The following is a 26,897-nucleotide window of genomic DNA, read 5'->3' as shown; positions in this document are numbered from 1 at the left end:
ATCCTGGTGCCGCTGCCGACCGAGGGCGTCGAGATCGTCCAGGGCCAGCAGGTGTTCGGCGATCCCGACGCGCCGCACGGCCACATGCACATCCGGTTCGACAACGCCCGCGTGCCGGCCTCGAACATGCTGCTGGGCGAAGGCCGCGGCTTCGAGATCAGCCAGCTCCGGCTCGGACCCGGCCGTATCCACCACTGCATGCGCGCCATCGGCCGCGGCGAGAAGGCGCTGGACCTGATGGTCACCCGCGGCCTGACCCGGGTGGCGTTCGGCAAGCCGATCATCCAGCTCGGCGGCAACATCGAGATCGTCAGCCGCGCGCGCATCGAACTGGAGGCCATGCGCCTGATGGTGCTCAAGGCCGCGAAAGCCATGGATGTGCTAGGCAACCGCGAGGCCCGCATCTGGATCCACATGGTCAAGGCCATGGTCCCCGAGCGGGTCTGCAAGATCATCGACCAGGCGATCCAGATGCACGGCGCGCTCGGCGTGTCGCAGCACACGCCTCTGGCCGACCTCTGGGCCAAGACCCGCACCCTGCGGATCGCCGACGGACCCGACGAGGTGCACCACATGGTGGTGGGCCGCCACGAACTCCAGCAATACCGCGAAGCGCCGGTCGATCCGTCGCTGGTCTCGGTGTTCAGGTCCTAGGCGCGCGCGATGGCGGCGGCGGACACCCCGAGTGGCGACGAGGGCCACATCCACGGCTACGGCACGCGTCGCTACCGGACGTGGGTGCTGGGCGTTCTGCTCTTCATCTTCATCCTGAACTTCGTCGACCGGACGCTGCTGTCGGTCGTCGCACCGCAGATGAAGCCGGAGCTCGGCATCTCAGACACCGCGTTCGGCCTGCTCACCGGCTTCGGATTCGCCCTGCTGTTCACCGTCGTCGGCATTCCCCTCGCTCAGTTGGCCGAGACGCGCCACCGGGTGTGGATCATGAGCATATGCCTGTCGATCTGGTCGCTGATGACCGCGCTGTGCGGTCTGGCGGCGGACGTCACGATCGGCTCCATCACCATCGGGGCCTTCTGGATTCTGCTGGCCTGCCGGGTCGGCGTGGGCGTCGGCGAGGCGGGTTGCGTTCCCCAGTCCAACTCGATCATCGCCGACTACTTTCCACCTCACGCGCGATCGACCGCGCTCGGCTTCTTCGGAATGGGCGTGACGCTGGGCACGATGCTCGCGAACGTCGTCGGCGGTCCGATCACGGACGCCTTCGGCTGGCGATGGGCGTTCCTCATCCTGGGCCTGCCCGGCGTGCTGGTCGCCGTGGGCCTCAAGCTCACGGTCCGGGAACCGCCGCGCGGCTACACCGACCCTCCGGGCACGCCCCGGCGCGAAAAGGTCCGCATGGCGGACGGCCTGCGCGAGATCGCCTCCAAGCGGTCGTTCTACACCATGACGGCCGCCGCGACCGTCGCCGCCTTCTGCGGCTATGGCCTGTCGACCTTCCAGTCCCTGTTCGTGAGCCGCAGCTTCGGGATGACCGCCGGCGAGGCCGCGATCGCGATCAACGTGCCGGTCGCCCTCGCCGCGGCGGCGGGCACCTTCGCCACGGGCTGGATGGCGGAGAAGCTACGGCGGCGCAGCTCGACGGCCATCGCCTGGCTGCCCGGACTGGGCCTGCTCATCTGCGTGCCGTTCTACATCGTGGCCTTCTCGACCGATCATATCGGGGTCTGCCTGGCCGGCCTCGTGGTGGGCGGCGCCGTGAAGTACGGCTACGTGGCCGCGCAGTACACGATCAGCCAGGGCGTGGTCTCCGCCCAGACGCGGGCGCTCGCGACCGCCGTCATGATGTTCGTCATCAACCTGATCGGCTACGGCCTGGGTCCGCTGTTCATCGGTGGGCTCAGCGATGTGATCTTCGCCTGGCAGGTCTCGGACATGGGCGCCGCGTCCCTGACCCGCGCGGCCTGCGAGGGGGCGGCCCGAAGCGGGCTGGATGCGGCCATGACGCAGGTGTGCGCCGTCGCCCATCCCCAGAGCCTCCAGCGCGCCATGCTGATCACCGCCTCGATCTATGCGTTGAGCGGCGTGCTGTTCCTGCTGACCGCCCGTACACTGAAGTCCGATCTCGTGGCCCGGTGAGCTGCGCGCGCCGACAGCGCCCCCCACGACGAACAAGAACAGGGAGAACGAACCGAGATGAAACTGGACGGCAAGGTCGCGGTGATCACCGGCGGCGGCGGCGGCATCGGCAAGGCCATGGCGGAGCGCTTCCGGAAGGAGGGCGCCGTCGGGCTGCTGATCGCGGACCGGGACGGCGACGCCGCCCAAGCGGTGGCCAAGGCCGTCGGCGGCGTCGCCGTCCAGGCGGACGTGGCCGACGAAGCCCAGGTCCGAGGGATGGTGGCGCTGGCCGAGGACCGGTTCGGGCGCATCGACCTGATGTGCTCCAACGCCGGGGTGTCGGTCCGCGATCCCGACTTCGACAATGCGACCTCGGCGTCCAACGAGACCTGGATGCTGGGCTGGACGGTCAATGTCATGGCCCATGTCTACGCCGCCCGCGCCGCCCTCCCCGGCATGATCGCCCGGGGCGGCGGCCATTTCCTCCACACGGTCTCCGCCGCAGGGCTTCTCAGCCAGCCGGGGAGCCCGGCCTACGCCACCACCAAGCATGCGGCGGTCGGCTTCGCCGAGGCGCTGGCGATCACCCACAAGCGCGACAACATCGGGGTCTCGATCCTCTGCCCTCAGGCGGTGGACACCCCGATGATCCGCGGCGCCCGCGGATCGCAGGCGGTCGACGGCGTCATGTCGCCCGAGGACGTGGCCGGCTTCGTGGTGGACGGCCTCGCGCAGGAGACCTTCCTGATCCTGCCCCATCCGCAGGTGCTGACCTACATGCAGCGCAAGGTCGGCGACTACGATCGGTGGATCCGCGGCATGGTCAGGCTGCGCGACGGACTCTCGCCCCCGACGGCGCGGTGATGCGCGTGAGCGACGATCTTCGCAACGACGCCACCGAGGCGACGCGGCGGGCTCACGCCGACACCGCCGGGCGCCTGCCGCCGGACGACGGCGCCGACTTCGCGCTCGCGCGCCGGGGCTTCCTGGGCAGTATTCCGGACGCCGAAGTCCCGGGCGCCTGGAGCCAGGCGCCGTTCGCCTTCCTCGACGGCGAACGGCCGGACACCGTCAATCCCAGTCTCTGGCGGCAGGCGCGCCTGAACGCGCTGCACGGCCTCTTCGAGGTGACGCCCGGCGTCTATCAGGTGCGCGGCTTCGACATCTCGAACGTCACGTTCATCGAGGGACGCGAGGGCTGGATCGTCATCGACCCGCTGACCTCGGCCCAGCCGGCCGCCGCCGCGCTCGACCTCTTGCGGCGGCAGGTCCGGGACCGGCCGGTCACAGCGGTCATCTATACGCACAGCCACGTCGACCACTACGGCGGGGTGATGGGCGTCCTGTCCGCGGACGACATCGCGCGGGGCGTTCCGATCGTCGCGCCGAAAGGGTTCCTGGAGGCGGCCGTCGCCGAGAACGTGCTGGCCGGAAACGTGATGAGCCGGCGGGCGACCTACATGTACGGCGGCCTGCTGCCGAAGGACCCGCGGGGCCACGTGGACTCGGGCCTGGGCAAGGGCGTCTCGACCGGCCGGGTGGCGCTGGCGCCGCCCAACGTCTCGATCGACCACACGGGCCAGCGCCTGACTCTCGATGGCGTGGAGGTCGTCTTCCAGGTGACGCCCGACACCGAGGCCCCGGCGGAGATGAACTTCCACTTTCCGAAGTTCCGCGCGCTGTGCATGGCCGAGAACTGCACCTGTCACCTGCACAACCTGTACACCCCGAGGGGCGCCCAGGTGCGGGACGCCAAGGCCTGGGCGTTCTACATCGACGAGGCGCTCGACCTGTTCGCCGGCGCCACGGACGTGATGTTCGCCAGCCACCACTGGCCCCGCTGGGACGAGGCGTCGATCCGCGGCTTCCTCGCCAAGCAGCGCGACCTCTACAAGTACATCCACGACCAGACGCTGCGGATGGCCAACCACGGGATGACCGGCGCCGAGATCGCCGAGGTCCTGCGGCTGCCGCCCAGCCTCGAGGCGGAGTGGTACACCCGCAGCTACTACGGGACGCTCAGCCACAACGCCAAGGCCGTGTACCAGAAGTACCTGGGCTGGTTCGACGGCAATCCCGCCAACCTGAACCGGCATCCGCCCGAGGCCGCCGGCCGCCGCTACGTGGAGGCCATGGGCGGCGCGGACCGCGTCCTCGCCGAGGGCCGGCGCGCCTACGACGCCGGCGACTACCGATGGACGGCGGAAATCGTCGGCCATCTCGTCTTCTCGGACCCGGCCCACGCCGAAGCGCGCGCGCTGCAGGCCGATGCGCTGGAGCAGATGGGGTATCAGGCCGAATCCGGACCCTGGCGGGATTTCTACCTCACCGGCGCCCAGGAGCTTCGCCGGCCCCGGCCGAAATCCGACAGCCCACGCCAGGCCTCGGCCAACCAGTTGCGGACGCTTCCGGGCGACAGTCTGCTCGACGCCCTGTCGGTCCGCCTGAACGGCGAGGCCGCGGGCGACGAGACGCTGCGCCTCACGATCGCCTTCACCGACACGGGTGAGCAGTTCGCCGTGCGGATCGAAAACGCGGTCCTCCATCACCGGCGCGGCGACGGCGGCCCCGGCGTAGCGCTCCAGCGGACCGATCTCGTGGACCTCGTCACCGGCGCCAGGACCGTCGCCGACCTCGGACTCGCGGGCGATGGCGCCACGGCCCTCGCCCGCCTCGTCGCGCTGCTCGACCGCTTCGACCTCTGGTTCGAAATCTCAGCGCCCTGACCAAAGGAGACGGCGCCCATGGCCCAACCCGAATTCGAAACCCTGCTCTACGATGTGGCCGACGGTATCGCCACGATCACCCTGAACCGCCCGGACCGGCTCAACGCCTTCACGCCGAAGATGATGCTGGACATGATCGCGGCCTTCGACGCCACCGACGCGGACGACGCCGTGAAGGCGGTGATCGTCACCGGGGCCGGGCGCGGCTTCTGCGCCGGCGCCGACCTGGGATCGGGCGGGGCGACCTTCGGGGAAGGCTCGCGCGAAGCCGAGCGCCGGGCCGCCGGCGACACGGGCGACGTCACGCGCGACGGCGGCGGCCGCCTGTCCCTGCGCATCTTCGAGAGCCTCAAGCCGGTGATCGCCGCGGTCAACGGCGCGGCGGTGGGCGTGGGCGCCACCATGCAGCTGCCCATGGACATCCGCCTGGCTTCGCGCGAGGCGAAGTTCGGCTTCGTCTTCGCCCGGCGCGGCATCGCGCTGGAGGCATGTTCCTCATGGTTCCTGCCCCGTCTCGTGGGTCCGCCGACGGCCCTGGAATGGGGCTACTCCGGCCGGGTCTTCGGGGCCGAGGAGGCCCACCGCCGCGGACTGGTCCAGGCCCTGCACGCGCCCGAAGACCTGCTGCCCGCGGCCCGCGCGCTGGCGGCCGAGTTCGTACAGAACGCCGCGCCGGTCTCCATGGCGGTGACCCGCCAGCTCGTCTGGCGCGGCATGGTCGCCGATCACCCGATGGAGGCGCACCGCGCCGAGAGTCGATCCATGCGGCTTCGCGGGGCCTCGGATGACGCCAAGGAGGGGATCGCCGCCTTCCTGGACAAGCGGGCTCCGGCGTTCCCCGACCGAGTCTCGGCCGGCCTTCCCGACCTCTGGCCCGAGTGGCGGGAGCCCGAATACCGCTAGCCCTCGATCGATCGAAGGACATCCGAATGCCCGGTCAGACACCTCCAAAGGCCTTCCCCCGCCGACCGGCCCGCCGTCGAGCGATCCCGGCGGGCCTTCTTCTGGCCGCCGGGATCGCCACCGCCTGCGCGCCCCTGCCCGACCGCCAGGGCGTCGCGCCTGCGCGGGATGCGGCGATGATCCGGATCGCGGCCGCCACCGTGCAGATCGGGGACGACCAGGCGCCGCCCGACGAACGTCCCCAGACGACCCGCCGGATCGCCGCGTTCCTCCTCGACCGCACGCCGGTGACCGTCGCCCAGTTCCGGGCGTTCGTGGCCGCGAGCGGACATGTGACCGACGCCGAGCGTCTCGGAGGCGGCGCCGTACTCGACAAGGCGTCCGGGGGCTGGGTCCTGGAGCCCGGCGCGGACTGGCGCCGCCCCTACGGTCGGTCCGGCCCAAAGGCCGCCGACGACCATCCCGTCACCCAGGTCAGCTGGCGCGACGCGGAGGCCTTCTGCGCCGCCTACGGCCTGCGGCTTCCCACCGAGTTCGAGTGGGAACGCGCGGCGCGCCTCGGACAGACGCCGGACGGACATGTCTTCCGCGCCGGCGATCCCATGAGCCTGGACGGGCGCTGGCGGGCCAACGTCTGGCAGGGGCTCTTTCCCCTCCTCGACGAAGGGCAGGACGGCTATCGCGGCGCCTCGCCCGTCGGGGCCTTCGGGGCCGCGCCCTCGGGCCTGACCGACATGGCCGGCAACGTCTGGGAATGGACGGCGTCCTGGTACGTCCCCTACGGCGCGCGCAACGCCAAGGGCGTCGAGCGGGTCCAGCGCGGCGGATCCTTCCTCTGCGATCCCTCCTTCTGCCAGGGCTTCAGGGTCACGGCCCGGGGCCGCGCCACGCCCGACACCTCGCTGATGCACGTGGGCTTCCGCTGCGCGTCCGGCGACGACCGCCCGCCGGCGCGGGCGGGACGCCTGTTCACCCCCAACCCCGTTCCAGGCCGCACGGCCCAGACCGCCCGCGCTCAGGAGGTTTCATGAAACGTGTCATAGCCCTCGTCACCGCCCTCGCCCTGGGCTTTACGACCTTCTCCGCGCCTCACCAGGCGGCCGTCGCCAAGACGCCGCGCGCGGCCAAGGCGGGCAAGGCGCCCAATGTCATCGTCATCGTGGCCGACGATCTCGGGTACGCCGACATCAGCGCTTATGGCGCCAAGCGCATCAGCACGCCGAACATCGACCGCATCGGACTGGAAGGCGTCCGGTTCACCGACGGCTATGTCTCAGCTCCGGTCTGCGGGCCGTCCCGCGCCGGAATCCAGACCGGCCGGTACCAGGGTCGTTTCGGCTACGAATACAACAACGGCCCGCCGCAGCGCGACGTGGAGGAGAACCTCGGCCTGCCGCCCGACGAACTGACCATGGGCGAGGCCCTGGGGCGACAGGGCTACCAGACCGCCCTCATCGGCAAGTGGCATCTGGGCAGCAACGACGCCTACTACCCGACCAACCGGGGCTATCAGACGTTCGTCGGATTCCTCACCGGCGACACCGCCTACATGCGCCTGGACGCGCCCGACCTCCACTATGCGCCCACGGCCGACGTGGCGCTGCCGCGCCGGACGCCGCAGAGCCAGATCATCGAAGGGCCCGCGAGGACCGTGGTCCACAACGAGGACGAGTACCTCACCGACTACTTCGGCCGTCGCGCGGCCGAGTACGTGACGCGCGCCGCGCGCAGCGACCGGCCCTACTTCCTCATGCTGACCCCCAACGCGCCGCACACGCCCCTGATGGTCACCCGGAAGTACTACGAGCGCTTTCCGCAGATCGCCGACGAGCACGCCAGGGTCTACGCCGCGATGATCTCCGCCCTGGACGACATGGTCGGCGAGGTCCTGAAGGCGGTCGATGCGTCGGGGGAAGCCGACAACACCATCGTCTTCTTCCTCACCGACAACGGCTGCGCCTCCTACATACCCGGGCTCTGCTCGTGCGAGCCTCTCAGGGGCGGCAAGCTCAGCCACTACGAAGGCGGCGTCCGGGCGCCGATGATGGTCCGCTGGCCGGCGAAGCTGAAGCCCGGCCAGGTCAACCGCGAGATCGTCTCGAGCCTCGACATCTTCCCGACCGCCCTGGCCGCGGCCGGCGGGACCCTGCCGAAGGACCGCGTCTACGACGGCGTCGATCTCACCCCCCATCTCACGGGCGAAAAGGCCGGCCCCCCGCACGACCTCCTGGCCTGGCGACGGCGCCCCCTGGCGTCCATCCGGATCGGCGACTGGAAGCTGTGGAAGAGCCTGGACGGGCAATACACCCTTCTCTTCAATCTCAAGGACGACCTGAACGAGACGACGAACCTCGCGGCGAGCCGCCCGGACAAGCTCCGCGAACTCGAGGCCGCCTTCGATCGCTGGGCCAAGGACATGCAGGACCCGCGCTGGCCATCGCGGCCGCCCCGCGACCAGGACGTCTGCGGGACACCGTTCAAGCTTCCGATCTGACACCCGACCTGAAAGTCCGGCCCGCCGCCGCGCCTCGCCACGAATCGGGCGGTTGCGCGGCGGCGTCCCAACCGGCCGGGACGCCGCACCCGCCGCGGTGAAGCCTTCTTCGGCGAACAGGACGCCGGGAATTTTGAGGCCCGGTCCGGGCAAGACGCCCTTCAATACGCGCCAAGCGGGCGAATGGCGCGCCCTCCAGGCTCGGACATCCGACGGAGCCGTCGCTCGGAACAGGCTTGCAAAGATGGTGCCCCCGGTCGGGATCGAACCGACACCCCTTTCGGGACCGGATTTTGAGTCCGGCGCACCTGAACCATATATCTGATCTTCTTAGCATTTTCCACCCGTGGCCGTAAGCTGTGTAACGCAGTGTGCAAGTCCAGCCACCCCACAGGGTGAGCTGCCGTGGTCCTTGGGGGCCGAAGGGGTACGTCAGCAGCAGAATCGCGGACAGCCAGAGCAAAGGGGGCGTCAGCTTCGCACCAACGCCGGCATGGTCGCAGCATTCCGGACGCGCCTATCACTGGGCCGCAGCAGCCCGGCGCTACCCGCGCCTCCACGTGGTACGCCTGGTTCAGTAGAGACTTGAACCTGCACCGCGGCAACTCCATGTTCCTGTTTTGGACCAGGGGGGCACCTCATGGGAAATCGAGAAGCGTCCGGCAAAGCCGCGGCAAGCGCCGCCGGCAAAGTTCTGCGTGATCCAAAGGCGTCCGCCGCCGCGAAGAGCGCAGCGGCCTCCACCCTTACGCAGCGCGCCAGCCAGCTCGAGGAGACAAGCCGGGCCGCCGCGAGCGCCGCCGGCAAGGTGTTGAGCAATCCGAGCGCCTCAGCGGCACAGAAGCGGGCTGCGGCATCGGCTCTGACGCAGCGGCGCAATCGGGGCCGCTGACCTCCGTCTGGCCATCGCCACGAAGTCGAGCGGCGACGCTCGTGCGAAGGCACCATCCAACGTCTGGCGATCAGGACTCACGCTAAGGTCGAGGCATGGAAGAAAAGCTCGTCGAGACCTTTATGGAAGCCCGCGTCGCCGAGACCGGACGCGATCGCGCCTATTGGCTCTCCAGAAGTTGGGTCGACCAGCACCGGCGCGGCGCGGTCGCCGCGGCGCCGATCGTAGTGTTGCCCTGGGAGGACGCCGAGGGCGACAAGATTCATTATCCGACCGCCGCGCCGGAGTTCGTGCAAATGCTGCGCGAGGCTTTCGGTCCCGACCTGACGATCGCCATCCCGACCCGTCCGGAGGACTACGCCGAGCTGGTGCTGCATTCGCGTGAATGGCGGCTCCCCAAGCTATTGATCGGCTTTGTCCTGGTCCCGCTGCTGGTCAATCTCCTCTCGGACAAAGTGGCAGAGCTCCTGCCCGGCTTCGAGGTGGGCGACACCATAGAGATGGATTTGATCGTCGAGGGAGAGAACCACCGGTGCTTGTCGGTGACCTACAAGGGACCTCCCGACGCCATTCCTGAGGTCGTGCTCAAGCAGATCGAGCGATGCGGCCACTATCTGACCGAAGCAAAAGGGGCGGCACGCAAGTGACGGCCATCGACGAGATGGCCGAGAGTCTGACCGCGCGCGCGGCAGCGCCGCATGGGCTGGCATGGCAAGCGCTCGCCGATCAGGTCCTCGCGATGGAGATCGATGACGCGCCGACAGACGAGGCCAAGAACCGCCTGTGGTTTCTTCGCCAGTACGTCGCAATGGTAAGGGCCTATGTGGCGGCCTTCGAGGAAATGCGCGATCGGCGCTATTATCCCGCGTGGTGCCAACTGGAGCAGGTAGAGATCGGGCTAAAGGCGCTCCTTACCAACCGCTTCTACGATCCGTCGCGGTTCGACGTCCCTGGTCTCGTGAGCCGTATTGCCGCCTGGCAGGAGCTCTTTCCCTACGGGGTCTTTATCAGTCCGGGGATGCGGGTGCGGCGCGCGACCTGCTCAATCTGCGGCGCGGCGAACACCATCGACATCCACTGCGGGCATCGACCGGGCCGTGTGTACGCTGGCCGCTTCTGCGCACGTCGATTGGAAGAGGTGGAGCTGCGGGAGGTCTCCGTCGTCCTCAAGCCAGTGCAAAAGTACTCGGTGCTGTTTGCCGACGTGGACAATCCCGATCGCTACACGCTCGTCGGCAGCGTCGTGGAGATGGTTGGCGAGCCTTTTGCGCATTGGCGCGCCCATTGGACTTTCGCGTACCATCCCCACAGGCTTTTCGCTCATGTTCCGCCCAGCGGCCCCTGTCCCTGCGGCGGCGGCGGGCTCTACGAGACCTGTTGCGCGCCCCGCCCCGGCGTCCGGCGGCCGCACCTTGATATTGAGCTAGAGCGTCCGCCGCCGGCTGACTGGCGCGGAGCTCGTTTGCACGGCTATTCCGAGGAGCAGCTGGCGCGCCTTGAGAACGCCGGGGCCTCCTTGCCGTGAACGGTCAGGTCTGAACGCATGCTGCCGGACCTCACGCGCTATGACCGCTGGAAGTTAATCACGGCCAAGAATGTCAGGCTGAAACGCCTATGGCCGTGGGGCCTTTCCATTCAGCGCATCTTGGCGCCCAAGGAGCGGGGGCCCGCGCCAGTGCGGCAGCTCGTTGTGGCTTCCGATTTCGGCGGCGAGCACAAGTCTGCGACCCACATCCTCTATGTCTACCTCGTCGTCGCCACGGGCCTCGAAGACTGGACGACGCGCATGGCCGCCCTTCGTCATGAGACGCTTGGCGACCGAACGATGGCCTATAAGAAGCTTGGCGACGGAGTGCGCCAGGCCGCCCTCCCGGCCTTCTTGAGCGCGGCTGCCGACCTCGATGGGCACCTCGTAGCCATCGCCGTGGACAAGCGCCAGAAATGGCTGTCGACCCAGCCTGGCATGGCCGACGAGCTACGCCGGGTGTTCCAGCTGCAATGCTCCTGGAATCCGCGGGCCTTGGAGGCCCTCATGCGCAAGGCGCACTTCCTTGCGCTGCTGCTGTCCGTCTGGGCGCCTGCTGGAGCGCACGTGACCTGGCTTACGGATCAGGACGAATTTGTCGCCAACGATAAGCGGCATGACGACGCCCTGCTCGCCGCAGGTCGATTGTCATCGATGTACCTCGATCAACCGATGGGCATCTTCGCCCTCAACACCACGGCTCAGGACTCCGCGCGTCGGCACTTCGAGGATTTGTGCAGCGTCGCCGACCTCATGGCCGGGCTGCTCTCCGACGCTCGCGCTGGTCTGCCCTCGGAGGCGAATTGGGCGGTCGAGGAGCGGCGGGTTGTGGGGCCCGATCTGCCGCTCAAGGCCCAAGTGCTGTTGGATTGGTTCGCTGATCGCGGCATGCGCCTGCGAAAGACCCTGATTTCGATCGATTACCTCGGAGCACAGTCGATGGTCCGCGAACTCTGGACCGAATCTGACTTGATCCCGGAGCCGCCTAAGGAGGGCCGCGCCCTGTCGGTCTAGCCCGAGCGCGCCTTGTGCGGCAGCCTGCCCAACTCCGAAGCTCCCTCGCGCAAGCATGCGTAGGGTTCGCCTAGCCCTGAGCGACACGCTTGGAGGTCAGCTCACGAAGAAGAGGAAGAGCGAGAGGAAGAGGAAGAAAACGATGAAGATCATCATCGTGGGCGTGAACTTGGGACGATGCGGCCTAAGCGGGCTCGCAAGGTCAGACTTGCATGGCCAGGACTGTTACGAAACCTAGGACTTTGCGAACATTATCCGAGGATTTATAACATCTCCATGGAACCGAGAGGCCACCGTCAACGCGCCATCGAAGTCGCCCGCGCGCAAGGGATCGCCCGGGGATCGGACTTCGATGCAGCCGGCGTGCCGCGCATGTATCTCAAACGCCTCACCGAAGACGGCGTGCTGATGCAAGTGGGACGTGGACTCTATCGCCTGGCCGACTCCCCCTCGGACGCGGCCTCCAGCCTGGCCGAGGCCGTGCGGATCCAGCCCCGCGGCGTGATCGGCCTGCTCTCGGCCCTGCAGTTCCACGACCTTACGACCCAGACGCCCCATGCGGTCTGGATGCTGCTCGGCCCCAAGGACTGGGCGCCCACCAGCGCGCCGGTGCAGATCCGGGTGATCCGCGCCAGCGGCCGCGCGCTCAGCGAGGGCGTCGAGCGCCACGAGATCGACCAGGTGCCGGTGCCGATCACCTCGCCCGCGAAGACGGTCGTCGACTGCTTCAAGTACCGCAACAAGATCGGTCTCGATGTGGCCGTGGAGGCGCTGCGCGACCTCGTGCGGCGCGCCGATCGCAAGCCGCCCATCGCCGAGCTCTGGCGCTTCGCCGAGATCGATCGCGTCCAGACCGTGATGCGCCCCTACCTCGAGGCGCTGACGTGAACGACAAGCCCAAGGACATGGCCGTCTCCGCGCGCGCCCGCCTGACCAACCGGGCCCGCGAGCGCAAGGAGAACGCCCAGCTGCTGATGACCCGCTACGTCATCGAGCGGCTCCTGTGGCGCCTCAGCGTCTCGCCCTACCGGCAGCTCTTCGTGCTGAAGGGCGCCATGCTCTTCAGCCTCTGGGCGCCCACGCCCTACCGGGCCACCGGCGACCTGGACCTCCTGGGCTTCGGCAACAACGACCCCGACCAGGTCGCCGGCCTCTTCCGGGAAGTCATGGCCATCGCGGCGGACGACGGGATCGTCTTCAAGCCGGACACCGTGGTCGCGGCGGCCGCGCGCGCCGAGGACGAGTACGCCGGGGTTCGCCTCGACTTCCAGGCCGAGCTCGCGGGCGCGCGACTACCGATCCATGTGGACATCGGCTTCGGCGACGCGATCACCCCGGGCGCCCAGGACATCGAGTATCCGTCCCTGCTCGACCTGCCGCCGCCGAAGCTTCGCGCCTACCCGCCGGAGACGGTGGTGGCCGAGAAGTTCCAGGCCATGACGGCGCTTGGCATGGTCAATTCGCGGATGAAGGACTTCTTCGATCTGTGGGCCATCGCCAACACCTTCGCCTTCGAAGGCACGGTTCTGGCCGACGCCATCGCCGCCACCTTCGCGCGCCGCGAGACGCCGCTGCCCACGGAGCCGCCCCTGGCGCTGACGGCGGCCTTCGCGGACGCCAAGCAGGCCCAGTGGACGGCGTTCCTGAAGCGGACCGAAATCTCGCTCGCGCCCGAGCCCTTTCCGGAGATTCAGGCCCAAATCGTTGAACTCGTGATGCCGCCGACGCTCAGCGCCTCCAAGGGTGAGCCGTTCGGGGCCCACTGGCCCGCCGGCGGCGGTTGGACAACGTGAAGTGCCGGCCGGCCGACCAGCGCAACGGTTGGTAAAGTATCGTTAGCCATAGTCGCCTGGCGCGCGAGCGCGCGGGGCTCCGCCGCAGGCGCTCCCCGACGCCGAGTAAGGACACCGCATGGCGGAAACGCAGATCGAATGGACCGACGCCACCTGGAACCCAGTGGCTGGCTGCTCCATCATCACGGCCGGCTGCACCAACTGCTACGCCATGGAGATGGCGCGCCGGCTCGAAGCCATGGGCGCCCCGAAGTACCAGGGCCTGACGCGTCGCAGTGGCGGCCGTACGATCTGGAACGGCGTGGTGCGGGAAGATGCGGCCGCGCTGGAGATTCCCTACACCTGGAAGAAGCCGCGTAAGATCTTCGTCAATTCAATGAGCGACCTCTTCCACGAGGCGGTCAGCGACGACTTCATCCTGTCGGTCTGGCGCGTGATGCGCGATACGCCGCACCACAACTACCAGATCCTCACGAAGCGGCCGGAGCGGATGGCGGAGGTCGTCGCGCGTCGCGTTCCCGATGTCTTGCCCAACGTCTGGCTCGGGACGAGCGTCGAGGACGCCCCGGCGCGGGGACGCATCGATCACCTTCGGCGCGCGCCGGCCGCCATCCGCTTCATCTCGTTCGAGCCGCTGATCGGCGCGGTGGGCGAGCTCGATCTGACCGGAATCCACTGGGCGATTGTCGGCGGCGAAAGCGGCCGCGCGGCCCGTCCGATCCGCGAGGCGTGGATTGACGAAATCTACGAACAGTGCGGCGACTATGGTACAGCTTTCTTCTTCAAGCAGTGGGGAACTTGGGGGAAGGACAACAAGCGGCGCTCGAAGAAGGCCAATGGCCGCGAGTACCGGGGGCGGACCTGGAACGAGATGCCGGTCACCGCGGACCTTTGAGCGCATAGACGCGGCGCGGCGGCGCCGGGAGCGATAGGTGGTCACCAAGGCTTATGCGTGGGCGGACGGCGCGCCGCTCGACGATCACACCGAGCGGAAGCACAAGATCCTGCGGGAGTATTTCTTCCGTTACATCACGGTGCGCTGTCAGATCCCGCTGCAGACTAAGTTCCGGCTTGCGGTCGTGGACGGCTTCTCGGGCGCGGGGCGGTATCGGTGCGGCAGCCCCGGCTCCCCGATCATCTTCATCGAGGAGCTGCAGCGCGCGCTCGAGGCCGTGAACCTACAGCGCGCCGTGCAGGGGCTCGGTCCGGTCGAGATCGAGTGCCTGCTGATCTTCAACGACGCGAAGCGGGACGTCACCGAACTGCTTAAGGCGCACTGCGCGCCCGTCGTGGCCGCCGCCAAGGAGACCTGCCCGAAGCTGCACTTGCAGGTCGGCTACATGTCCGAGGATTTCGAGGCGGCCTATCCGGCCATCCGGGATCTCGTCGCCGAAGGCCGCTACCGAAACGTCCTGTTCAACCTTGACCAGTGCGGTCATTCCGCCGTCGAGCGGGGAACGCTGGTCAACATCATGCGAGCCACGCCGTCGGCCGAGATCTTCTACACCTTCGCCATCGAGTCGCTGCTGGCCTTCCTGAGTCGGACCGATCCGGCGCTGCTGGAAACACAGGTGCGGCCGCTGGGGCTCTCCGCGGCGGACTTCCAGGGCTTCTCGGGGCCGGTCAGCAACCACGTCTGGTTGGGCGCGGCCGAACGGGTGGTTTTCGAGACGTTCAAGGGCTGTGCGCCGTTCGTGAGCCCGTTCTCGATCCACAATCCCGAGGGTTGGCGCTACTGGCTCGTTCACTTCGCCAACAACTACCGGGCGCGGCAGGTCTACAACGACGTGCTGCACGCCAATAGCAGCGAGCAGGCGCATTTCGGCCGCTCCGGCCTGAACATGCTGGCGTACGACCCGGCGCGCGACGGCGCGCTCTATCTCTTCGACACCGGCGGCCGCGGCGGCGCCAGGACCGAACTCCTGGCGGACATCCCACGCCTCGTGGCGGGTGCCGGCGACGTGATGAACGTCGGGGAGTTCTACGAGTCGATCTACAATGCGACCCCGGCGCATACCGACGACATCCACGCGGCTATGATCGAGAGCGACGAGCTTGAGATCATCACACCCACCGGCGGCGAGCGGCGCAAGCCGAACACGATCACCATCGGCGACACGCTGCGCCTGAAGAATCAGCGCACCTTCTTCCCCCTCTTCATCAAATCGGAAGGGCCGTCGGGCGACCACTGAACGACGGCAGCCAGCCTGAACACCCTCGCGCATCATCTGGCCCATCCCGAGATCACGATCGAGGCCCATACCAAGGCCCGCCAGATCGAACTGGCCCAAGCCCTGCCGCCGACCCGGGTCTATCTCGACACCAAGTTCTGGCTCATTGCGCGGGACGTCGTCCGGGGCGTCCGGACCGAGGCCGTCGATGTCGCGTTCGTCGACCGCCTGGCCGCACGGGTCGCCGCGCGCGAGGTGTTCTGCCCGATCAGCGAGACGGTGTTCCTCGAACTGATGAAGCAGTCCGACCGCACGTCGCGCCGCGCGACGGCGGAGTTGGTCGATGCGTGGAGCGCCCGCGCCACCTTGATCCCGGCCCAGACGCGCATCGCGACCGAGATCGCCCACTTCTTCCACGCCGTGCGCTATCCGGGCCACGTGCATCCGCTGGACGACCTGGTCTGGTCAAAGCTCAGCTACGTGATGGGGTTCGTGCATCCGTCGAAGACGCCTTTCGACGCCGCGACCGAACTTGCCCTGCAGAAGGCGTTTCTGGATCACATGTGGGACCGGCCGCTGGTCGAAATCGTCGACCACCTGGCCGGCGTGGACGCCGACGCCTTCGACATCGACCACGTCGCGCTGGCCCAAACCCTGAACGACGGCGTGGCGGCGCATGCGCACACCATCGACGGCTTCTCGGCGGCCTATGAGGAAGAGGTGCGCGGCGTCGTCGATCTGCTGGGCGACGTGGCGCTCGACGTCATGGCCGGCATGGCCGCGAAGGAAGGGATCGCCGGGCCGCTGCCGGCCGACCGGCCGGGCCAGGTTAACATGCTCAAGAACCTGCTGGTGGCCATGCTGAAGGCCCCCGAACCTCGGCGCACCCTCCGGACGGCGCATGTGCTGGCGACGCTGCATGCCGCCGTGCGCGCCAACAAGGGCCGGAAGTTCAAGCCCAACGACCTGCCGGATTTCGATCACGCGGCCGCCGCCGTGGGCTATTGCGACGCCTTCTTCACCGATCACAAGCTCTGCAAGCTGCTCACGCTTCCGCCGGTTGGGCTCGACACCGCCTTCGTTTGTCGGGTGATGTCGGATGTCGGCGATGCGGTCGACTGGCTAGGCGTCCTGCCGCACGCCGACCGCACGCCCAAGGACAGCGCGGCCAGGGCCTGACGTCAGCCCTCGATCGCGGAGCCGGCGAGTGCGGAGGCGTCGAGCTCCACGAGGTTTTCCGGGTTGATCACCACGTGCAGGCCGTGCCGCGCGGCGAGGTCCTCGGCGTAGTCCTGCAGGTCCGCCACCGCCGGGCGCACGTCGAGCGGATCGAAGCTCGTCGACCGATACTCCTCAGTGTGGTCCGCGGCGGCCTTGAGCGTCACATTGAGCGCGTAGCTGACCGACGCTCCGGCCAGGCTGGCCGTGTTGATGTAGATGGCGTTCACGGGCTCGGCCGGCTCGCCGATGTCGCGTCTGTCGAAGGCGAACCAGGCGGTGGGGGCGTCGCTGGAGAGGTCGGCCGCCAGGGCCACGCCGCGCGCCTCCCATAGGTCCTGCAGCGAAAAGGCGCCGCCGGGCGGTACGCCGGCCAAGGCCAAGAGCCGCTCCCAGGCTTCCAGGGCGCGGCTCCAGGCCGGGAGCTGCTGGAGATAGGGACCGTCTAGCCTTGAGCTCATCGGCAGGGTGACGGCCGCCGCTACGGACATCGACGGCGTCAGGACGATCACGCCGTCGCCGCGCGCCAGATAGCCAAGGCCGCGGAGCAACTGGATCCAGGCGCGCAAGGTCCGAGGCGTCGAGTCGAAGCTGGCCGTCGTGTTGAAGGTGGCGGCGCCGGCGCTCAGCTTCAGCGTGAAATCGGGATGGCGGATGAGCAGCCAGGTTCCTTCGCCCGCCGACGCCGGCAAGCCGGCGAGCATCTCCGTGTCGAACACTGCGGCCGGCGACAAGCCCGCCCCTCGAATGGACACCGTGCAGCGGCCGACGCTCGGCGGTTCGATGCGCAACTCCTCGAGACCGTCCAGCACCGCGCCCACATAAGGCAGCCGAATGCCGAACCGCGTGTCGAAGGCCCGTAGCTGCTCCGGCTTGAGCGGCCGAAGACCGAGGACGACGTCACTGAGGTGATCGGCGCTTTCGACCCAGAACAGCGCTTCGGCCTCAAGGCCGCCGTCTTCGTAGCCAAGCTCTTCGAGCTGGCGCTGCTTTTCGATCCCGTAGGCCGCCCGGTCCTCCCCGCAGGCGCGCCGCAACGCCTCGGCGAGGCCTTCGGGCGACGGGGCGAACCGCACGCCGAATTTGGCAGGGTCGAAGGTCAGGGTGAGATTGTTTAGGTCGAATCGACCTTGAGCGTGGGCGGTCCGCAGCCGATGCAGGACCCGTTCAAGGGCGGGGCCCAGCAGGTGGATGAGGTAGCCGGTGCGTGCTTCGCCGTCGGGGGTCAGGCGAAGCACGACGACGAAGGAGGGACGAGGGTCCTTGGCCAATCGCTCAACGGCTGAGAGGCTCAGCTTCACCGGGCCGCCTCGCGCCGTGGATTTCAGCTGCGCGAGGCAGGCGGTCGGCAATCGCGCGTCGAGGGCGCCGGTGTCGGGGCCCGACATCGGGAACTCGACGACAAAGTCCCAGCCCGTTCGGTCCCGGTTGCTCTTGTTGCAAGTCAGGCCGGCGCGGACGCACAGATGGGCGAAGAGGGTCTCGCCGGCTTCGCCCAGCTCATCCGATGTCAGTTCCTGCGACATGCCCCAAGCTAGCTGGCCGCAGGGTCGACCGCCTAGGCCCTCGGCGAACGCGGCGCGCCATGGCGCGCCGCGGTCGAGTAGCTGAAGGACTTGTTCAATGTCCCTCCCGGCCATAAATGCCAGTGGCCGTCTGCCTAGCCGTGCTCAGCGACCCCGATCCAATCCCCGCTCGCGCCCGACCGACCGGGCCAGTTCGTCAGCCAGCCCGCGCTGCGGTCCGCTCCGGTCGATGCCAAGTTCGCTCCGCCGACGCGCCAGCGCCTGCCGCAGCTCAGGATCCCGATGCAGCTGCGTCGCGAGGCGATGGAAGTCGCGCTCGACAGCCCGGCGAGCGAAAATGTCGCCACCGGCCTTTGCCGATCGGCTCTTTGCGTCAGTCCAATCGGCGATGAACCGGTCGGCGCGCCGCGTGATCGGATCCGTGCCGCTGACGCCGCGACGCGCCGCGAAGCCGTCGCTGTAGTCGAGCGTGGTGTCCTTGGGCCGTTCGCGGCTGAGCGTCGCCGCTAGCTCCGAGCGGCTGCGGAAGTCTTCACGTGCATAGTGCAGCGTCGCCTCGGAGCGATGCCGCGTCATCCCGACGTAGGTGGCGTGTCGATCGAGGCCGCTCGTCGCCAACAGGTGCGTCCGGTCGACGGTGACGCCCTGGCTCTTGTGGATGGTGGCGGCGTAGCCGTGATCGACGTGGGCGTATTCATGCGTCGAGAAGGCGACCTGGCGTGCGCCCGGCCCGTCGAGACGCACCGAAATCGTGCTGCCCTCCACGCGCTCGACCACGCCGAGGGAGCCGTTCTTCACGCCAAGGGAGCGCTCGTTGCGCAGGAACATGATCCGGTCGCCAGCGGCGAACGCCCGCTCGCCGCGCTCTGTTTGCACGACCTGGTCTTCGCCGAGGCGGCCGCTGTCCCTGAGCCGCTGCCGCGCGAGACCGTTCAGTTCGGCGACGTCGGTCCGGGTGTGCGCCAGCATGATCTGTCGGTCCGCTGGGTTGGCGAGCCGCGCCTCATTCCACTGCTCGACGAGGCCGGCGCGCGCATCAGCTCGCGTGGCGTGCTCGACCACCGACCCTTGCGCCGCGTAGCGATCAAGCGCCTGCGAGGTCCGGCCCGTGGCGAACTCCCGCGTCGCCTGCCGCTGCCAATCAGCAGTCTGCCGGCGGACCTCCGTGATCTCCGCGGCGCCATGCCGTTCGGCCAGTGCGCGGAAGGCCGCGCCGGCCTCAATAGCCTGCAACTGCTCGACGTCGCCGACCAGGACGACCTTGGCGCCCGCCTGCTCCGCATGCCCGAGCACGCGCTCCATCTGCCGGGAACCCACCATGCCGGCTTCGTCGATCACCAGCACGTCGTTCGGGCCCAGCCGGTCCCGGTCGTTCGCCCAGCTGTGTTCGAGGCTGGCAAGCGTTCGCGACCTGATGCCGGAGCTGCCTTCCAGGCTCTCGGCCGCGATGCCAGAGAGCGCCGCGCCGCGGACGTTCAGGCCGTCGGCTTCCCACGCCTCGCGCGCCGCGCCGAGCATGGCGCTCTTGCCGGAGCCGGCGTAGCCGACGACCAGCGAGAGATCGCCGCCGCCGGTGACATGCGCCAAGGCCTCGGACTGCTCCCGCCCGAGGGTGGCGGCGCGCCCGCCATCTTCTTGCGGGCGGACCGCAAGATCCTTGCGGGTGGCGAGCCGTTCGGCGGCGTCTTCCAGCCGCTGTTCGACAGCTAGCATCTCCCGCGTGGTGAAACGCTCGCGACCCCCGCCGTCCTTGCCGAGGGCCACTATCTCCGGCGACGTCCGCATCGCCGAAAGCGCGCGCTGGAACTGCTCGGCGTCATCCGTGTGCCGGTGCGCGAAGCGCATCAGGTCGTGGTCGGTGAAGGTGCTCTGCTGGCGGGTGATGGCGTTCAGCCCGACCGACGGGTTCGCCGCCAGGACCTCGCCGTTGCGACGCGCGATCTCGCGATGCTCGGCGAGCCGCTCCGCCGCCTCGCCGCGGTCCCCACGGCCGGACGCGGCGGCGCCGATCTTGTTCTGCGGCTCGAGGTCGATCCCCTGGTCCTTCAGGCTGCGGTGATCGATGGCGGCGTCAATGTCGAGTTCGGCGAGGCGCGCATTCACATGCTCGGCCCAGGCCTCGCGCCAGTGCGAGAGCAGCTCGGTGCGGTTCCAGTCCCGCGCCTTCTGCCCAAACCCGTCGCCTTCCACCTGGCGCATCGAGAGCATGACGTGGGCGTGCGGCTTGGGCGTGCCGTCCTCCGCCATGTCCCAATGCACATTGAGGTCGGCGACCATGCCGCGATCGACGAACTCGCGCTGCACGAAGTCACGCGCCAGGCGCACGCCTTCGGCCTGATTCATCTCGCGGGGAATGGCGAACTCGACCTCGCGGGCGAGCTGCGCATCCTTGCGCGCTTCGCCGGCCTCGACCGCGTTCCAGAGCGTTTCGCGATCGCGCCACTGCTCCGGTGCGCCGTCCGGCAGCATGACCTCGGAATGGACGACGCCGGCCTTGTTGCTGAAGTCGTGCGGGCGGGCGAGCCGCTCGTCGTTCAGGCGCGACGCCGAACGGTACGCAGCGGCGGCCACCGCGCTGGAGCCGTTGGCGCGGCTGATCACCTTCGCCGAGAAGTGATAGATCGCCATGACGGCGTCACTCCGCAGCCGACGTCGGTCACGACGTATAAGCGCGCACTCAGACCTGCGGCCGTTCGTGACTGGCGGGGCATTGCAGCATCGCCCACTTGGCGGACGAACTCAACCTGAGCTAGCATGTTGTCGGGGGCGCATCCGCTTGAAGGAGCGTACCTGCATGCGCAAACCTCGCGACATCGACGCCGAACTGAAGGCTCTGGCTGACAAGGCGAAGGGCCTGAAGGCGCGGAAGATCACCCAGCTCGGCGAGCTCGTCGCCGCCACCGGCGCCGACAGCCTCGACATCGACTCCTTGGCCGGCGTCCTGCTCAGCGCCGTCGAAGAGAAAGACGCGTCCGCGAAGGAGGCGTGGCGCCGCAAGGGCGCGGCCTTCTTTCAACGCGCACGCCGGAGCGGCGCGTCGCGCAACGGATCTGAGGAACACGCTCGGGGCGCTCCGTAGCAACGCCGCCGCCGTTCGGCGGGCGGAAGCCTACCGGGCGCGCACAGACACGCGGAGCTGGATCGTGGAAAGACGCGAACGCACCCATCGGCTGATCGAACTCGGCGGCCTGGTCCAGAAGTCAGGCCTGGCCGATGCCGTGGACGACGACCGGGCGACACTCTACGGCGCTCTGTTGGCGCTCGCTGAGACGCTGTCTCCGGCCGACCGCCAGGCCACGCTAGCGCTCTGGCGCCGTCGTGGGCAGCGGGCCTTCGAGGCCGAGCAGGACGCGAAGAAGGCGGCGGCCGACGCACCGGCGGTGTCGCCGTGATCGGCCGCTACATTCTCTGCGTCGTCTTCGTCATCTGGGGCTTGGTCCTCGGCCAGATTGCGGGCGGCCTCGCGGGCTGGTTCATCGACGAGGTGATGGGGGCCGGCGACATCTGGCGGCGCGTGTCGATCTTCTGCGGCAGTCTCCTCGGCGGCGTCATCGCCTTCGGCAACTGGCGCCTCCGCTACGAACGTGTGAACGACACCGTGCACGGCTCGGCGCAGTTCGCGTCGGACAAGCGCGTCCGCCAGACCCTGCGGCGCGACCGCGGCCTCATCGTTGGCCGCGAAAACCGGCGCGGCGGCGGGCTCCTACGCCACGATGCGCCGGGGCATCTGCTCACCATCGCGCCCACCCGGTCGGGCAAGGGCGTGGGCGCGATCATCCCCAATCTGCTGGCCTGCGATCGCTCTGTCTTCTGCCTCGACCCGAAGGGCGAGAACACTGGCGTCACCTACGACCGGCGCCGCCAGTTCGGTCCCGTCCATGTGCTCGACCCGTTCGGGGTCACGGGCATGCCACAGGCCCGCTACAATCCGATGGACGTTCTCGATCCCGATAACCCGGACCTCGCCGAAGACGCCGCCGTTCTGGCAGACGCGCTCGTCTACGATCCGCCGGCGCATCTCGGCGAAGCGCACTGGAACGAAGAGGCCAAGGCGCTGATCGCCGGCTTGATGCTGCACGTGGCCTGCAGCCGCCCGAAGCCGGAGCGCACGCTGGCGACCGTTCGCGACCTGTTAAGCGGCAGCCCCGACGAGTTCGACGCGACGCTGGCCGAAATGCAGAAGAGCACGAGCGCTGGCGGCCTCGTCCGCCGCGCCGCCAACCGCCACCTGTCAAAGAGCGACCGCGAGGCGGCGGGCGTGCTCTCGTCGGCGCAGCGGCACACCCACTTCCTCGACAGCGCCCGGCTGAACGCCGCCATGGCGGGCAGCGACTTCCGCTTCTCAGACCTGAAAACCTCCTGGTGCACCGTGTTCCTGGTGCTGCCGCCGGACCGCATCGACACCTACGCCCGGTGGCTCCGGCTGCTGGTGGCGCAGGGCCTGCGCGAACTGGCGCGCACGCCGGCCGAGGAAGGACCGCCGGTGCTCTTCCTGCTGGACGAGTTCGCCACGCTCGGACGGCTCGAGCCCATCGAGCGCGCGTTCGGCCTGATGGCCGGCTATGGCGTCCAGCTCTGGCCGATCCTGCAGGACATGCATCAGCTGTGGGGCGCCTATGGCGAGCGCGCCGGCACCTTCCTCTCCAACGCCAGTCTGCTGCAGGTCTTCAACGTCGCCGACTACGACACCGCCGAGTGGATCTCGAAGTCGCTGGGCGCCACCACCGTGGCGTATGAGACGTCCGGCACATCCGTCTCGCGCGCCCCAAACCAGTTCTTCAGCACCCATGGGTCGTCGACCAGCACGCACCTGGCCCGCCGCGAGCTGATGACCCCCGACGAGGTGATGCGCCTGCATCCGTCGCTGGAAATCCTGCTGCGGCCCGGCGAGGCGCCGGTCGTGGCGCAGAAGGTCCGCTACTACGCCGACCCGGAGTTCCAGGGCCTGTTCACGGTGGCGACGCCTCAGACGCGGGCGATGCGGATCGCCGCGCGGGCGGCCGACGCGCCGCAGCTTTCGGAGCCGGAGCCTTCGCCGACGGCGCCGGGCCTGGCCGCCTCGGCCCGGCCGCCGGACGCGCCGCCGCCTTCCTGACGTTCACCGCGGCGGCGTCGATCGTGCCGGCGATGTGCGAGGCGTAGAACTTCTCGATCATCTCCACGCTGGTGCGGCAGTTCTTCGCGATCTGGTAGATGTCGGCGCCTTCCATCAGCCGCAGGCAGATGTAGGTGTGCCGCAGGCTGTAGGCGGTCCGGACATTGCCCTCCCGGTCGTGCTTGAGATCGAGCTCCGCCAGGACGGCGTTGAAGAGCTGCCGCTGCACCTTTCCGAAGATCAGGTCGGCCTGGGCCGGCGCGCCGCGCTTGGCCAGCCGCTCGAAGGGCAGCACCGCGCCCGGCATGCTCTTGCAGAAGCCGACCCCACGCTTCCCCCGCACCTCGATCTGCAGGATGCGTTCACCGCTGCCGGTATCGGAGATGACGCTGACGTCCCTGAACTGCAGCCGCGAGGCCTCGTCGGGCCTGAGGCCGGTGTTCGCCATGAACAGAACGTAGTCGTGCAGCTTCTCCGATTGCGCCCGCCAGCGTTCTTTCCTGGGCGTCCGGGCCCGCTCCCGCGTGGCCTCGTAAAGCCGCTTGTATTCCTCGGGCGAGAACCAGGCCCGGTGCGAGATCTTGCCGGACTGGCGGTAGGGGGCGCTCATGTCCGGCAAGGCATGGATCCAGCCCTGCCGGTTCGCCCACTTCAGGATCTGCCGAAGCGTCACCAACTCCTGGTGCAGGGTGCTCTTGGCCGGCGGCCGCCACGCCTTGGCCGCGTCGCCGTCCGGCGGGGTCATGCGGCTGACGCGGTAGGCCTGGATGCGGCCCGCGGTCATGCGGTGCAGCGGCGCCCTTCCGAAGAAGGGCTCCAGCCGCAGGCGCACGTGTCGGGCCTTGCCCTCCACATAGACGGCGTTGCGCTCGCCGAAGGTCAGGACCTGGTACTCGGCGAGGAATCCCTCGGCGGCCTCCTTGAAGGTGTGGCTCCGCCCACGCGGGGCCGGCAGGCGTGCTTGGCGCAAGCGAGCTTCCTCGGCGGCGACGATCTCGCCGCCGCGACTGCGGACCCGATGCTCCGTGTAGACGTCCATGTACCAGTCGCGGGCGAAGTCCATGGCCGCCGCGAGGTTCTCCTCTCGGGTGGACTGGCGATGGTTGCGGCTGCCGAGGTAGGTCGAGCACTGCCAGTACCGGCTGTTGGCCCGCCGGTAGACATGGACCTTCCCGTCCAGGAGCGTGTGTTGCTCCTCATCGGCCATTGCGCGCCTCCTGCTGGTCGCGCGCCCCCTGCCCAGTCCCATCATCGCCTGATGGGTGCGTTCGGCAAGAGGTAAACCGCCAGGGTTGCAAGCGCTCCGCAGAACGGCCTTGATCCTCCAGTGGCTAGAGCATGCACGCTCGCCGCGGATTGGGAGGCGGCGAGATGGCGAACCTGAAGACGACGGCGCGGCGGGAAGCCTACGAACGCGAGGCCGCGGCCGCGCGCGTGGGATACGCACGGGGCGACCTGCGCGAGGCGTTCCGCCTGGCTGAGCGCGCGCACATCCTGGGCCAGCCGTGGTTCGACGCCCACAGCTGGACGCACTGGCTGATGCTGAAGATCGGCTGGCGCCGCCGCGACGCACGCGAGGTGCTGGGCCAGGTGTTGCGCCTTTCGACCGGCGGGCTGCTGTCGCTGCTGGGATGGCTGCCGCACGGCAACACCGGCGGCGCCGACGTGCCGCCCAAGAAGCCGATGCCGATCCCGGATGACCTGCGCCCCTACTGCGAAGCGCCCGGCGCGCGCTGAGCGCGCCGGGCCTCGCCTCAGGCGGCGACGGCGTTCGCCGGCTGACGGGCGTGCAGGAAGTCGCACGCGCGCTGGGCGTGGGCCGCGGCGGTGAAGACGAACCGCCGGTCGCCTTCAAGCACCTGCAGCCAGCTGTCGATGTAGCTGGCGTGGTCCTCGCGCGGGGTGAGCTCCAGGCCGAGGTCCGCGCAGAGGAAGGCGGCGCCCAGTTCGGCCACCAGCTCCTCCCGCGCGTAGCCCTCGTCGCCCCAGCGCTTGCGGCCGAAGTCGCGGTCGAGGCGGCTCGGGTGGCGGGTCCAGTGCGTGCACTCGTGGGCGAGCGTCGCGTAGTAGGCCTCCGGGTCCACGAAGGTCTCGAACGGCGGGCACTGCACGTAGTCTGGACCAATGGCGTAGTAGGCTTGGCCGCCGCCGTGGCGGATGTCGGCGCCCACGGCCCGGAAGAAGGCCTCGGCATGCTCGACCCGCTGCTGCGGCTCCGGCTGCGGTGCGGCCGGGGCGTGGAAATGCGCCGGCAGGCCCTCGATCTGTTCGACGTTGAACACGGTGTAGGCCTTCAGGAAGGGGATCTCGCGTTCGACATCCTGGCCGTCGTCGCCGGCTTCGGTGCGCTTGACCCGGTTGGCGTAGACGACAGTCGCGCCGTGCTCGCCCTTGCGGATGTGGGCGCCGAGCGCCAGCGCCTGGCGGAAGGTCATCCAGATCGGCGCGGCGTAGCCGTGGGCCACGGCTTCGGCCCAGAGCAGGACCACGTTGATACCGCTGTAGGGCTCGCCGGAGTGGCGGAGCGGGCGGCTGATGCGGCCGGCGAGGTGCTCGGCGGACCAGGGCTTGGTCCAGGGGCGGACGCCACGCTTCAGGTCCTCGACGATGGCTTGGGTGACGCGGCTGTAGAGGTCGGGGCGAGTGTGTTTGGGCGCGCGCGACATGGCGGCCTCCTTGAACTTGGATGATGGGGATGGGGCGCCGCCCCGCCGTGCGGGGCGGCGGCTCGGGGCGGTCAGTCGGCGCTGCGGCTGCGGGACCAGATCAGGCTGTAGCCGTCCTCGGCGTCGACCAGGCTGGCGTAGATCGGCGCCGGGAAGCTGGGGTCGTCGAGCTTGACCGAGAGGTAGTCGCGGTTCTCCCGAGAGGTCTTCTTCCAGGCGGCGCCGAATTCGGTCTGGCCGGAGAAGATGCGGAAGTCCGGGGCCTTCTCGTTGTCCTTGTCGGCCGCCCGGAACTGGGCCTGCTTGACGTTGAGGGTGAGGGTCTTGATGGCCCCGCTGTAGGAGCCGTCGGCTTGCTTGTGGAAGGCGCCGATGGTGGCCATGGGAAGTCTCCGTTTCGCTGGCGAGCCGCGCCCATCGCGGTCTCGATGGCGATCGGTCGGGCGGAGCCAGGCCGGACCTTCACCCTGCCGGGTCCCCACGCGCCCGCGCGTGGGGTGGCGAAGGGCCGGAGCGCAGCGGAGGGCGCCCGACCCAGAGGCTTTCTTGCCTCGCGAGGAATGAGGCGAACGCCTCAGGGGAAGAAAGCCGGCGGGTCGGCGTTGAAGGTCCGGATCGGCTTCGCCCAGATCAGCCAGCGAGAGAGACCGCGTCCGGCCGGGACTCGCGCGACGAAGACGTATGGCCGCCGGGGCCGCCAAGCATCGGCCTCACGGAACGGGCTCAAGTCCCTCGTTCGAGCCGGAACGAACCGCAGGTTGACGAAGTTGACGAGATTGCCCACCTTGACATCCC

23 protein-coding genes, 1 tRNA gene and 1 pseudogene are annotated in these 26,897 nt (G+C 68.8%); 19 read left to right on the top strand and 6 right to left on the bottom strand.

What is annotated here, in order from left to right:
* The 7 genes from ABS78_RS20560 to ABS78_RS20530 form a co-directional block, all read left to right on the top strand.
* A partial coding sequence (locus ABS78_RS20560) for an acyl-CoA dehydrogenase family protein (protein ID WP_293383866.1) occupies positions 1 to 654 on the top strand: 654 nt, incomplete at its 5' end.
* Between the two features lie 9 nt (positions 655 to 663).
* A complete protein-coding gene (locus tag ABS78_RS20555) occupies positions 664 to 2,097 on the top strand; it encodes an MFS transporter (RefSeq protein WP_293383863.1) in 1,434 nt (477 codons plus the stop codon).
* A 57-nt stretch (positions 2,098 to 2,154) separates the two neighbouring features.
* Entirely contained in the window at positions 2,155 to 2,943 is a 789-nt protein-coding gene (locus ABS78_RS20550; RefSeq protein WP_293383860.1) for an SDR family oxidoreductase, read from the top strand.
* Positions 2,944 to 2,948: 5 nt separating this feature from the next.
* A complete protein-coding gene (locus tag ABS78_RS20545; RefSeq protein WP_293383857.1) occupies positions 2,949 to 4,805 on the top strand; it encodes an alkyl sulfatase dimerization domain-containing protein in 1,857 nt (618 codons plus the stop codon).
* Between the two features lie 18 nt (positions 4,806 to 4,823).
* Positions 4,824 to 5,708: a crotonase/enoyl-CoA hydratase family protein gene (locus ABS78_RS20540; protein WP_293383854.1), complete on the top strand. Its 885-nt coding sequence runs from the start codon at positions 4,824 to 4,826 to the stop codon at positions 5,706 to 5,708.
* A gap of 26 nt (positions 5,709 to 5,734) precedes the next feature.
* A complete protein-coding gene (locus ABS78_RS20535; RefSeq protein WP_293383852.1) occupies positions 5,735 to 6,739 on the top strand; it encodes a formylglycine-generating enzyme family protein in 1,005 nt (334 codons plus the stop codon).
* Complete coding sequence (locus ABS78_RS20530) at positions 6,736 to 8,202, top strand: sulfatase-like hydrolase/transferase (protein ID WP_293383849.1); 1,467 nt, start codon at positions 6,736 to 6,738, stop codon at positions 8,200 to 8,202. Before ABS78_RS20535 ends, ABS78_RS20530 begins: the two co-directional genes overlap by 4 nt.
* Positions 8,203 to 8,447: 245 nt before the next feature.
* Here the strand turns inward: ABS78_RS20530 and ABS78_RS20525 are convergent.
* A tRNA-Leu gene (locus tag ABS78_RS20525) sits at positions 8,448 to 8,530 on the bottom strand.
* A gap of 659 nt (positions 8,531 to 9,189) precedes the next feature.
* Here ABS78_RS20525 and ABS78_RS20520 point away from each other — a divergent pair.
* From ABS78_RS20520 to ABS78_RS20485, 8 genes are all read left to right on the top strand, one after another.
* The gene (locus ABS78_RS20520) at positions 9,190 to 9,741 is read left to right on the top strand and encodes a hypothetical protein (protein WP_257835801.1); all 552 of its coding nucleotides are present in this window, start codon (positions 9,190 to 9,192) and stop codon (positions 9,739 to 9,741) included.
* On the top strand, positions 9,738 to 10,619 hold the full coding sequence (locus ABS78_RS20515; protein WP_257835802.1) for a hypothetical protein: 882 nt from the start codon (positions 9,738 to 9,740) through the stop codon (positions 10,617 to 10,619). Before ABS78_RS20520 ends, ABS78_RS20515 begins: the two co-directional genes overlap by 4 nt.
* An 18-nt stretch (positions 10,620 to 10,637) precedes the next feature.
* Positions 10,638 to 11,633 carry a hypothetical protein gene (locus tag ABS78_RS20510; protein ID WP_257835803.1) on the top strand — a complete coding sequence of 332 codons (996 nt, stop codon included), beginning with the start codon at positions 10,638 to 10,640 and terminating at the stop codon, positions 11,631 to 11,633.
* A 276-nt stretch (positions 11,634 to 11,909) separates the two neighbouring features.
* On the top strand, positions 11,910 to 12,521 hold the full coding sequence (locus tag ABS78_RS20505; RefSeq protein ID WP_293383846.1) for a type IV toxin-antitoxin system AbiEi family antitoxin domain-containing protein: 612 nt from the start codon (positions 11,910 to 11,912) through the stop codon (positions 12,519 to 12,521).
* A complete protein-coding gene (locus tag ABS78_RS20500) occupies positions 12,518 to 13,426 on the top strand; it encodes a nucleotidyl transferase AbiEii/AbiGii toxin family protein (protein WP_257835805.1) in 909 nt (302 codons plus the stop codon). The genes ABS78_RS20505 and ABS78_RS20500 overlap by 4 nt, the downstream gene beginning before the upstream one ends.
* A gap of 118 nt (positions 13,427 to 13,544) precedes the next feature.
* Complete coding sequence (locus ABS78_RS20495) at positions 13,545 to 14,321, top strand: phage Gp37/Gp68 family protein (protein ID WP_257835806.1); 777 nt, start codon at positions 13,545 to 13,547, stop codon at positions 14,319 to 14,321.
* A gap of 37 nt (positions 14,322 to 14,358) precedes the next feature.
* Positions 14,359 to 15,618 (top strand): three-Cys-motif partner protein TcmP, encoded by a 1,260-nt coding sequence (locus ABS78_RS20490; protein ID WP_257835807.1) that lies wholly within the window; start codon positions 14,359 to 14,361, stop codon positions 15,616 to 15,618.
* A gap of 234 nt (positions 15,619 to 15,852) precedes the next feature.
* Positions 15,853 to 16,776, top strand: coding sequence for a hypothetical protein (locus ABS78_RS20485; protein WP_293383843.1), 924 nt, complete (start codon positions 15,853 to 15,855; stop codon positions 16,774 to 16,776).
* Between the two features lie 2 nt (positions 16,777 to 16,778).
* Here the strand turns inward: ABS78_RS20485 and ABS78_RS20480 are convergent, their stop codons facing one another.
* Entirely contained in the window at positions 16,779 to 18,341 is a 1,563-nt protein-coding gene (locus ABS78_RS20480; protein ID WP_293383840.1) for a hypothetical protein, read from the bottom strand.
* A gap of 144 nt (positions 18,342 to 18,485) precedes the next feature.
* Positions 18,486 to 20,969, bottom strand: coding sequence for a Ti-type conjugative transfer relaxase TraA (gene traA, locus ABS78_RS20475; RefSeq protein ID WP_257835813.1), 2,484 nt, complete (start codon positions 20,967 to 20,969; stop codon positions 18,486 to 18,488).
* 166 nt (positions 20,970 to 21,135) lie between these two features.
* On the opposite strand from traA, the gene ABS78_RS20470 reads away from it, so the two are divergent.
* The 3 genes and pseudogenes from ABS78_RS20470 to ABS78_RS20460 all read left to right on the top strand — a co-directional run.
* Positions 21,136 to 21,420 carry a conjugal transfer protein TraD gene (locus ABS78_RS20470; protein ID WP_293383837.1) on the top strand — a complete coding sequence of 95 codons (285 nt, stop codon included), beginning with the start codon at positions 21,136 to 21,138 and terminating at the stop codon, positions 21,418 to 21,420.
* A 64-nt stretch (positions 21,421 to 21,484) separates the two neighbouring features.
* Positions 21,485 to 21,733: a conjugal transfer protein TraD gene (locus ABS78_RS20465; protein WP_257835815.1), complete on the top strand. Its 249-nt coding sequence runs from the start codon at positions 21,485 to 21,487 to the stop codon at positions 21,731 to 21,733.
* Positions 21,734 to 21,828: 95 nt separating this feature from the next.
* Positions 21,829 to 23,274 (top strand): annotated as a pseudogene (locus tag ABS78_RS20460) (type IV secretory system conjugative DNA transfer family protein); the annotation flags it as partial.
* Positions 23,275 to 23,290: 16 nt separating this feature from the next.
* Here ABS78_RS20460 and ABS78_RS20455 read toward each other — a convergent pair.
* Positions 23,291 to 24,643 (bottom strand): site-specific integrase, encoded by a 1,353-nt coding sequence (locus ABS78_RS20455; RefSeq protein ID WP_257835816.1) that lies wholly within the window; start codon positions 24,641 to 24,643, stop codon positions 23,291 to 23,293.
* Between the two features lie 164 nt (positions 24,644 to 24,807).
* Here ABS78_RS20455 and ABS78_RS20450 point away from each other — a divergent pair, with 164 nt between their 5' ends.
* Positions 24,808 to 25,173 carry a DUF3703 domain-containing protein gene (locus tag ABS78_RS20450; RefSeq protein ID WP_293383834.1) on the top strand — a complete coding sequence of 122 codons (366 nt, stop codon included), beginning with the start codon at positions 24,808 to 24,810 and terminating at the stop codon, positions 25,171 to 25,173.
* Between the two features lie 17 nt (positions 25,174 to 25,190).
* Here the strand turns inward: ABS78_RS20450 and ABS78_RS20445 are convergent, their stop codons facing one another.
* Entirely contained in the window at positions 25,191 to 26,102 is a 912-nt protein-coding gene (locus ABS78_RS20445) for a zincin-like metallopeptidase domain-containing protein (protein WP_257835817.1), read from the bottom strand.
* 71 nt (positions 26,103 to 26,173) lie between these two features.
* The gene (locus ABS78_RS20440) at positions 26,174 to 26,485 is read right to left on the bottom strand and encodes a DUF736 domain-containing protein (protein ID WP_257835818.1); all 312 of its coding nucleotides are present in this window, start codon (positions 26,483 to 26,485) and stop codon (positions 26,174 to 26,176) included.
* Positions 26,486 to 26,897: the final 412 nt, after the last annotated feature.

The organism is Phenylobacterium sp. SCN 70-31 (assembly GCF_001724605.1).
GTDB lineage: Bacteria > Pseudomonadota > Alphaproteobacteria > Caulobacterales > Caulobacteraceae > Phenylobacterium.
Note: the sequence above shows the minus strand (reverse complement) of the source record. Positions and strands in the feature narration are given on the sequence as shown.

Bases quoted from the DNA above. Each gene is read 5' to 3' on its own strand.
- ABS78_RS20555 (WP_293383863.1), top strand. From the start codon at position 664: ATGGCGGCGGCGGACACCCCGAGTGGCGACGAGGGCCACATCCACGGC.
- ABS78_RS20550 (WP_293383860.1), top strand. From the start codon at position 2,155: ATGAAACTGGACGGCAAGGTCGCGGTGATCACCGGCGGCGGCGGCGGC.
- ABS78_RS20540 (WP_293383854.1), top strand. From the start codon at position 4,824: ATGGCCCAACCCGAATTCGAAACCCTGCTCTACGATGTGGCCGACGGT.
- ABS78_RS20535 (WP_293383852.1), top strand. From the start codon at position 5,735: ATGCCCGGTCAGACACCTCCAAAGGCCTTCCCCCGCCGACCGGCCCGC.
- ABS78_RS20530 (WP_293383849.1), top strand. From the start codon at position 6,736: ATGAAACGTGTCATAGCCCTCGTCACCGCCCTCGCCCTGGGCTTTACG.
- ABS78_RS20520 (WP_257835801.1), top strand. From the start codon at position 9,190: ATGGAAGAAAAGCTCGTCGAGACCTTTATGGAAGCCCGCGTCGCCGAG.
- ABS78_RS20510 (WP_257835803.1), top strand. From the start codon at position 10,638: ATGCTGCCGGACCTCACGCGCTATGACCGCTGGAAGTTAATCACGGCC.
- ABS78_RS20505 (WP_293383846.1), top strand. From the start codon at position 11,910: ATGGAACCGAGAGGCCACCGTCAACGCGCCATCGAAGTCGCCCGCGCG.
- ABS78_RS20495 (WP_257835806.1), top strand. From the start codon at position 13,545: ATGGCGGAAACGCAGATCGAATGGACCGACGCCACCTGGAACCCAGTG.
- ABS78_RS20480 (WP_293383840.1), bottom strand. From the start codon at position 18,341: ATGTCGCAGGAACTGACATCGGATGAGCTGGGCGAAGCCGGCGAGACC.
- traA (WP_257835813.1), bottom strand. From the start codon at position 20,969: ATGGCGATCTATCACTTCTCGGCGAAGGTGATCAGCCGCGCCAACGGC.
- ABS78_RS20470 (WP_293383837.1), top strand. From the start codon at position 21,136: ATGCGCAAACCTCGCGACATCGACGCCGAACTGAAGGCTCTGGCTGAC.
- ABS78_RS20455 (WP_257835816.1), bottom strand. From the start codon at position 24,643: ATGGCCGATGAGGAGCAACACACGCTCCTGGACGGGAAGGTCCATGTC.
- ABS78_RS20450 (WP_293383834.1), top strand. From the start codon at position 24,808: ATGGCGAACCTGAAGACGACGGCGCGGCGGGAAGCCTACGAACGCGAG.
- ABS78_RS20445 (WP_257835817.1), bottom strand. From the start codon at position 26,102: ATGTCGCGCGCGCCCAAACACACTCGCCCCGACCTCTACAGCCGCGTC.
- ABS78_RS20440 (WP_257835818.1), bottom strand. From the start codon at position 26,485: ATGGCCACCATCGGCGCCTTCCACAAGCAAGCCGACGGCTCCTACAGC.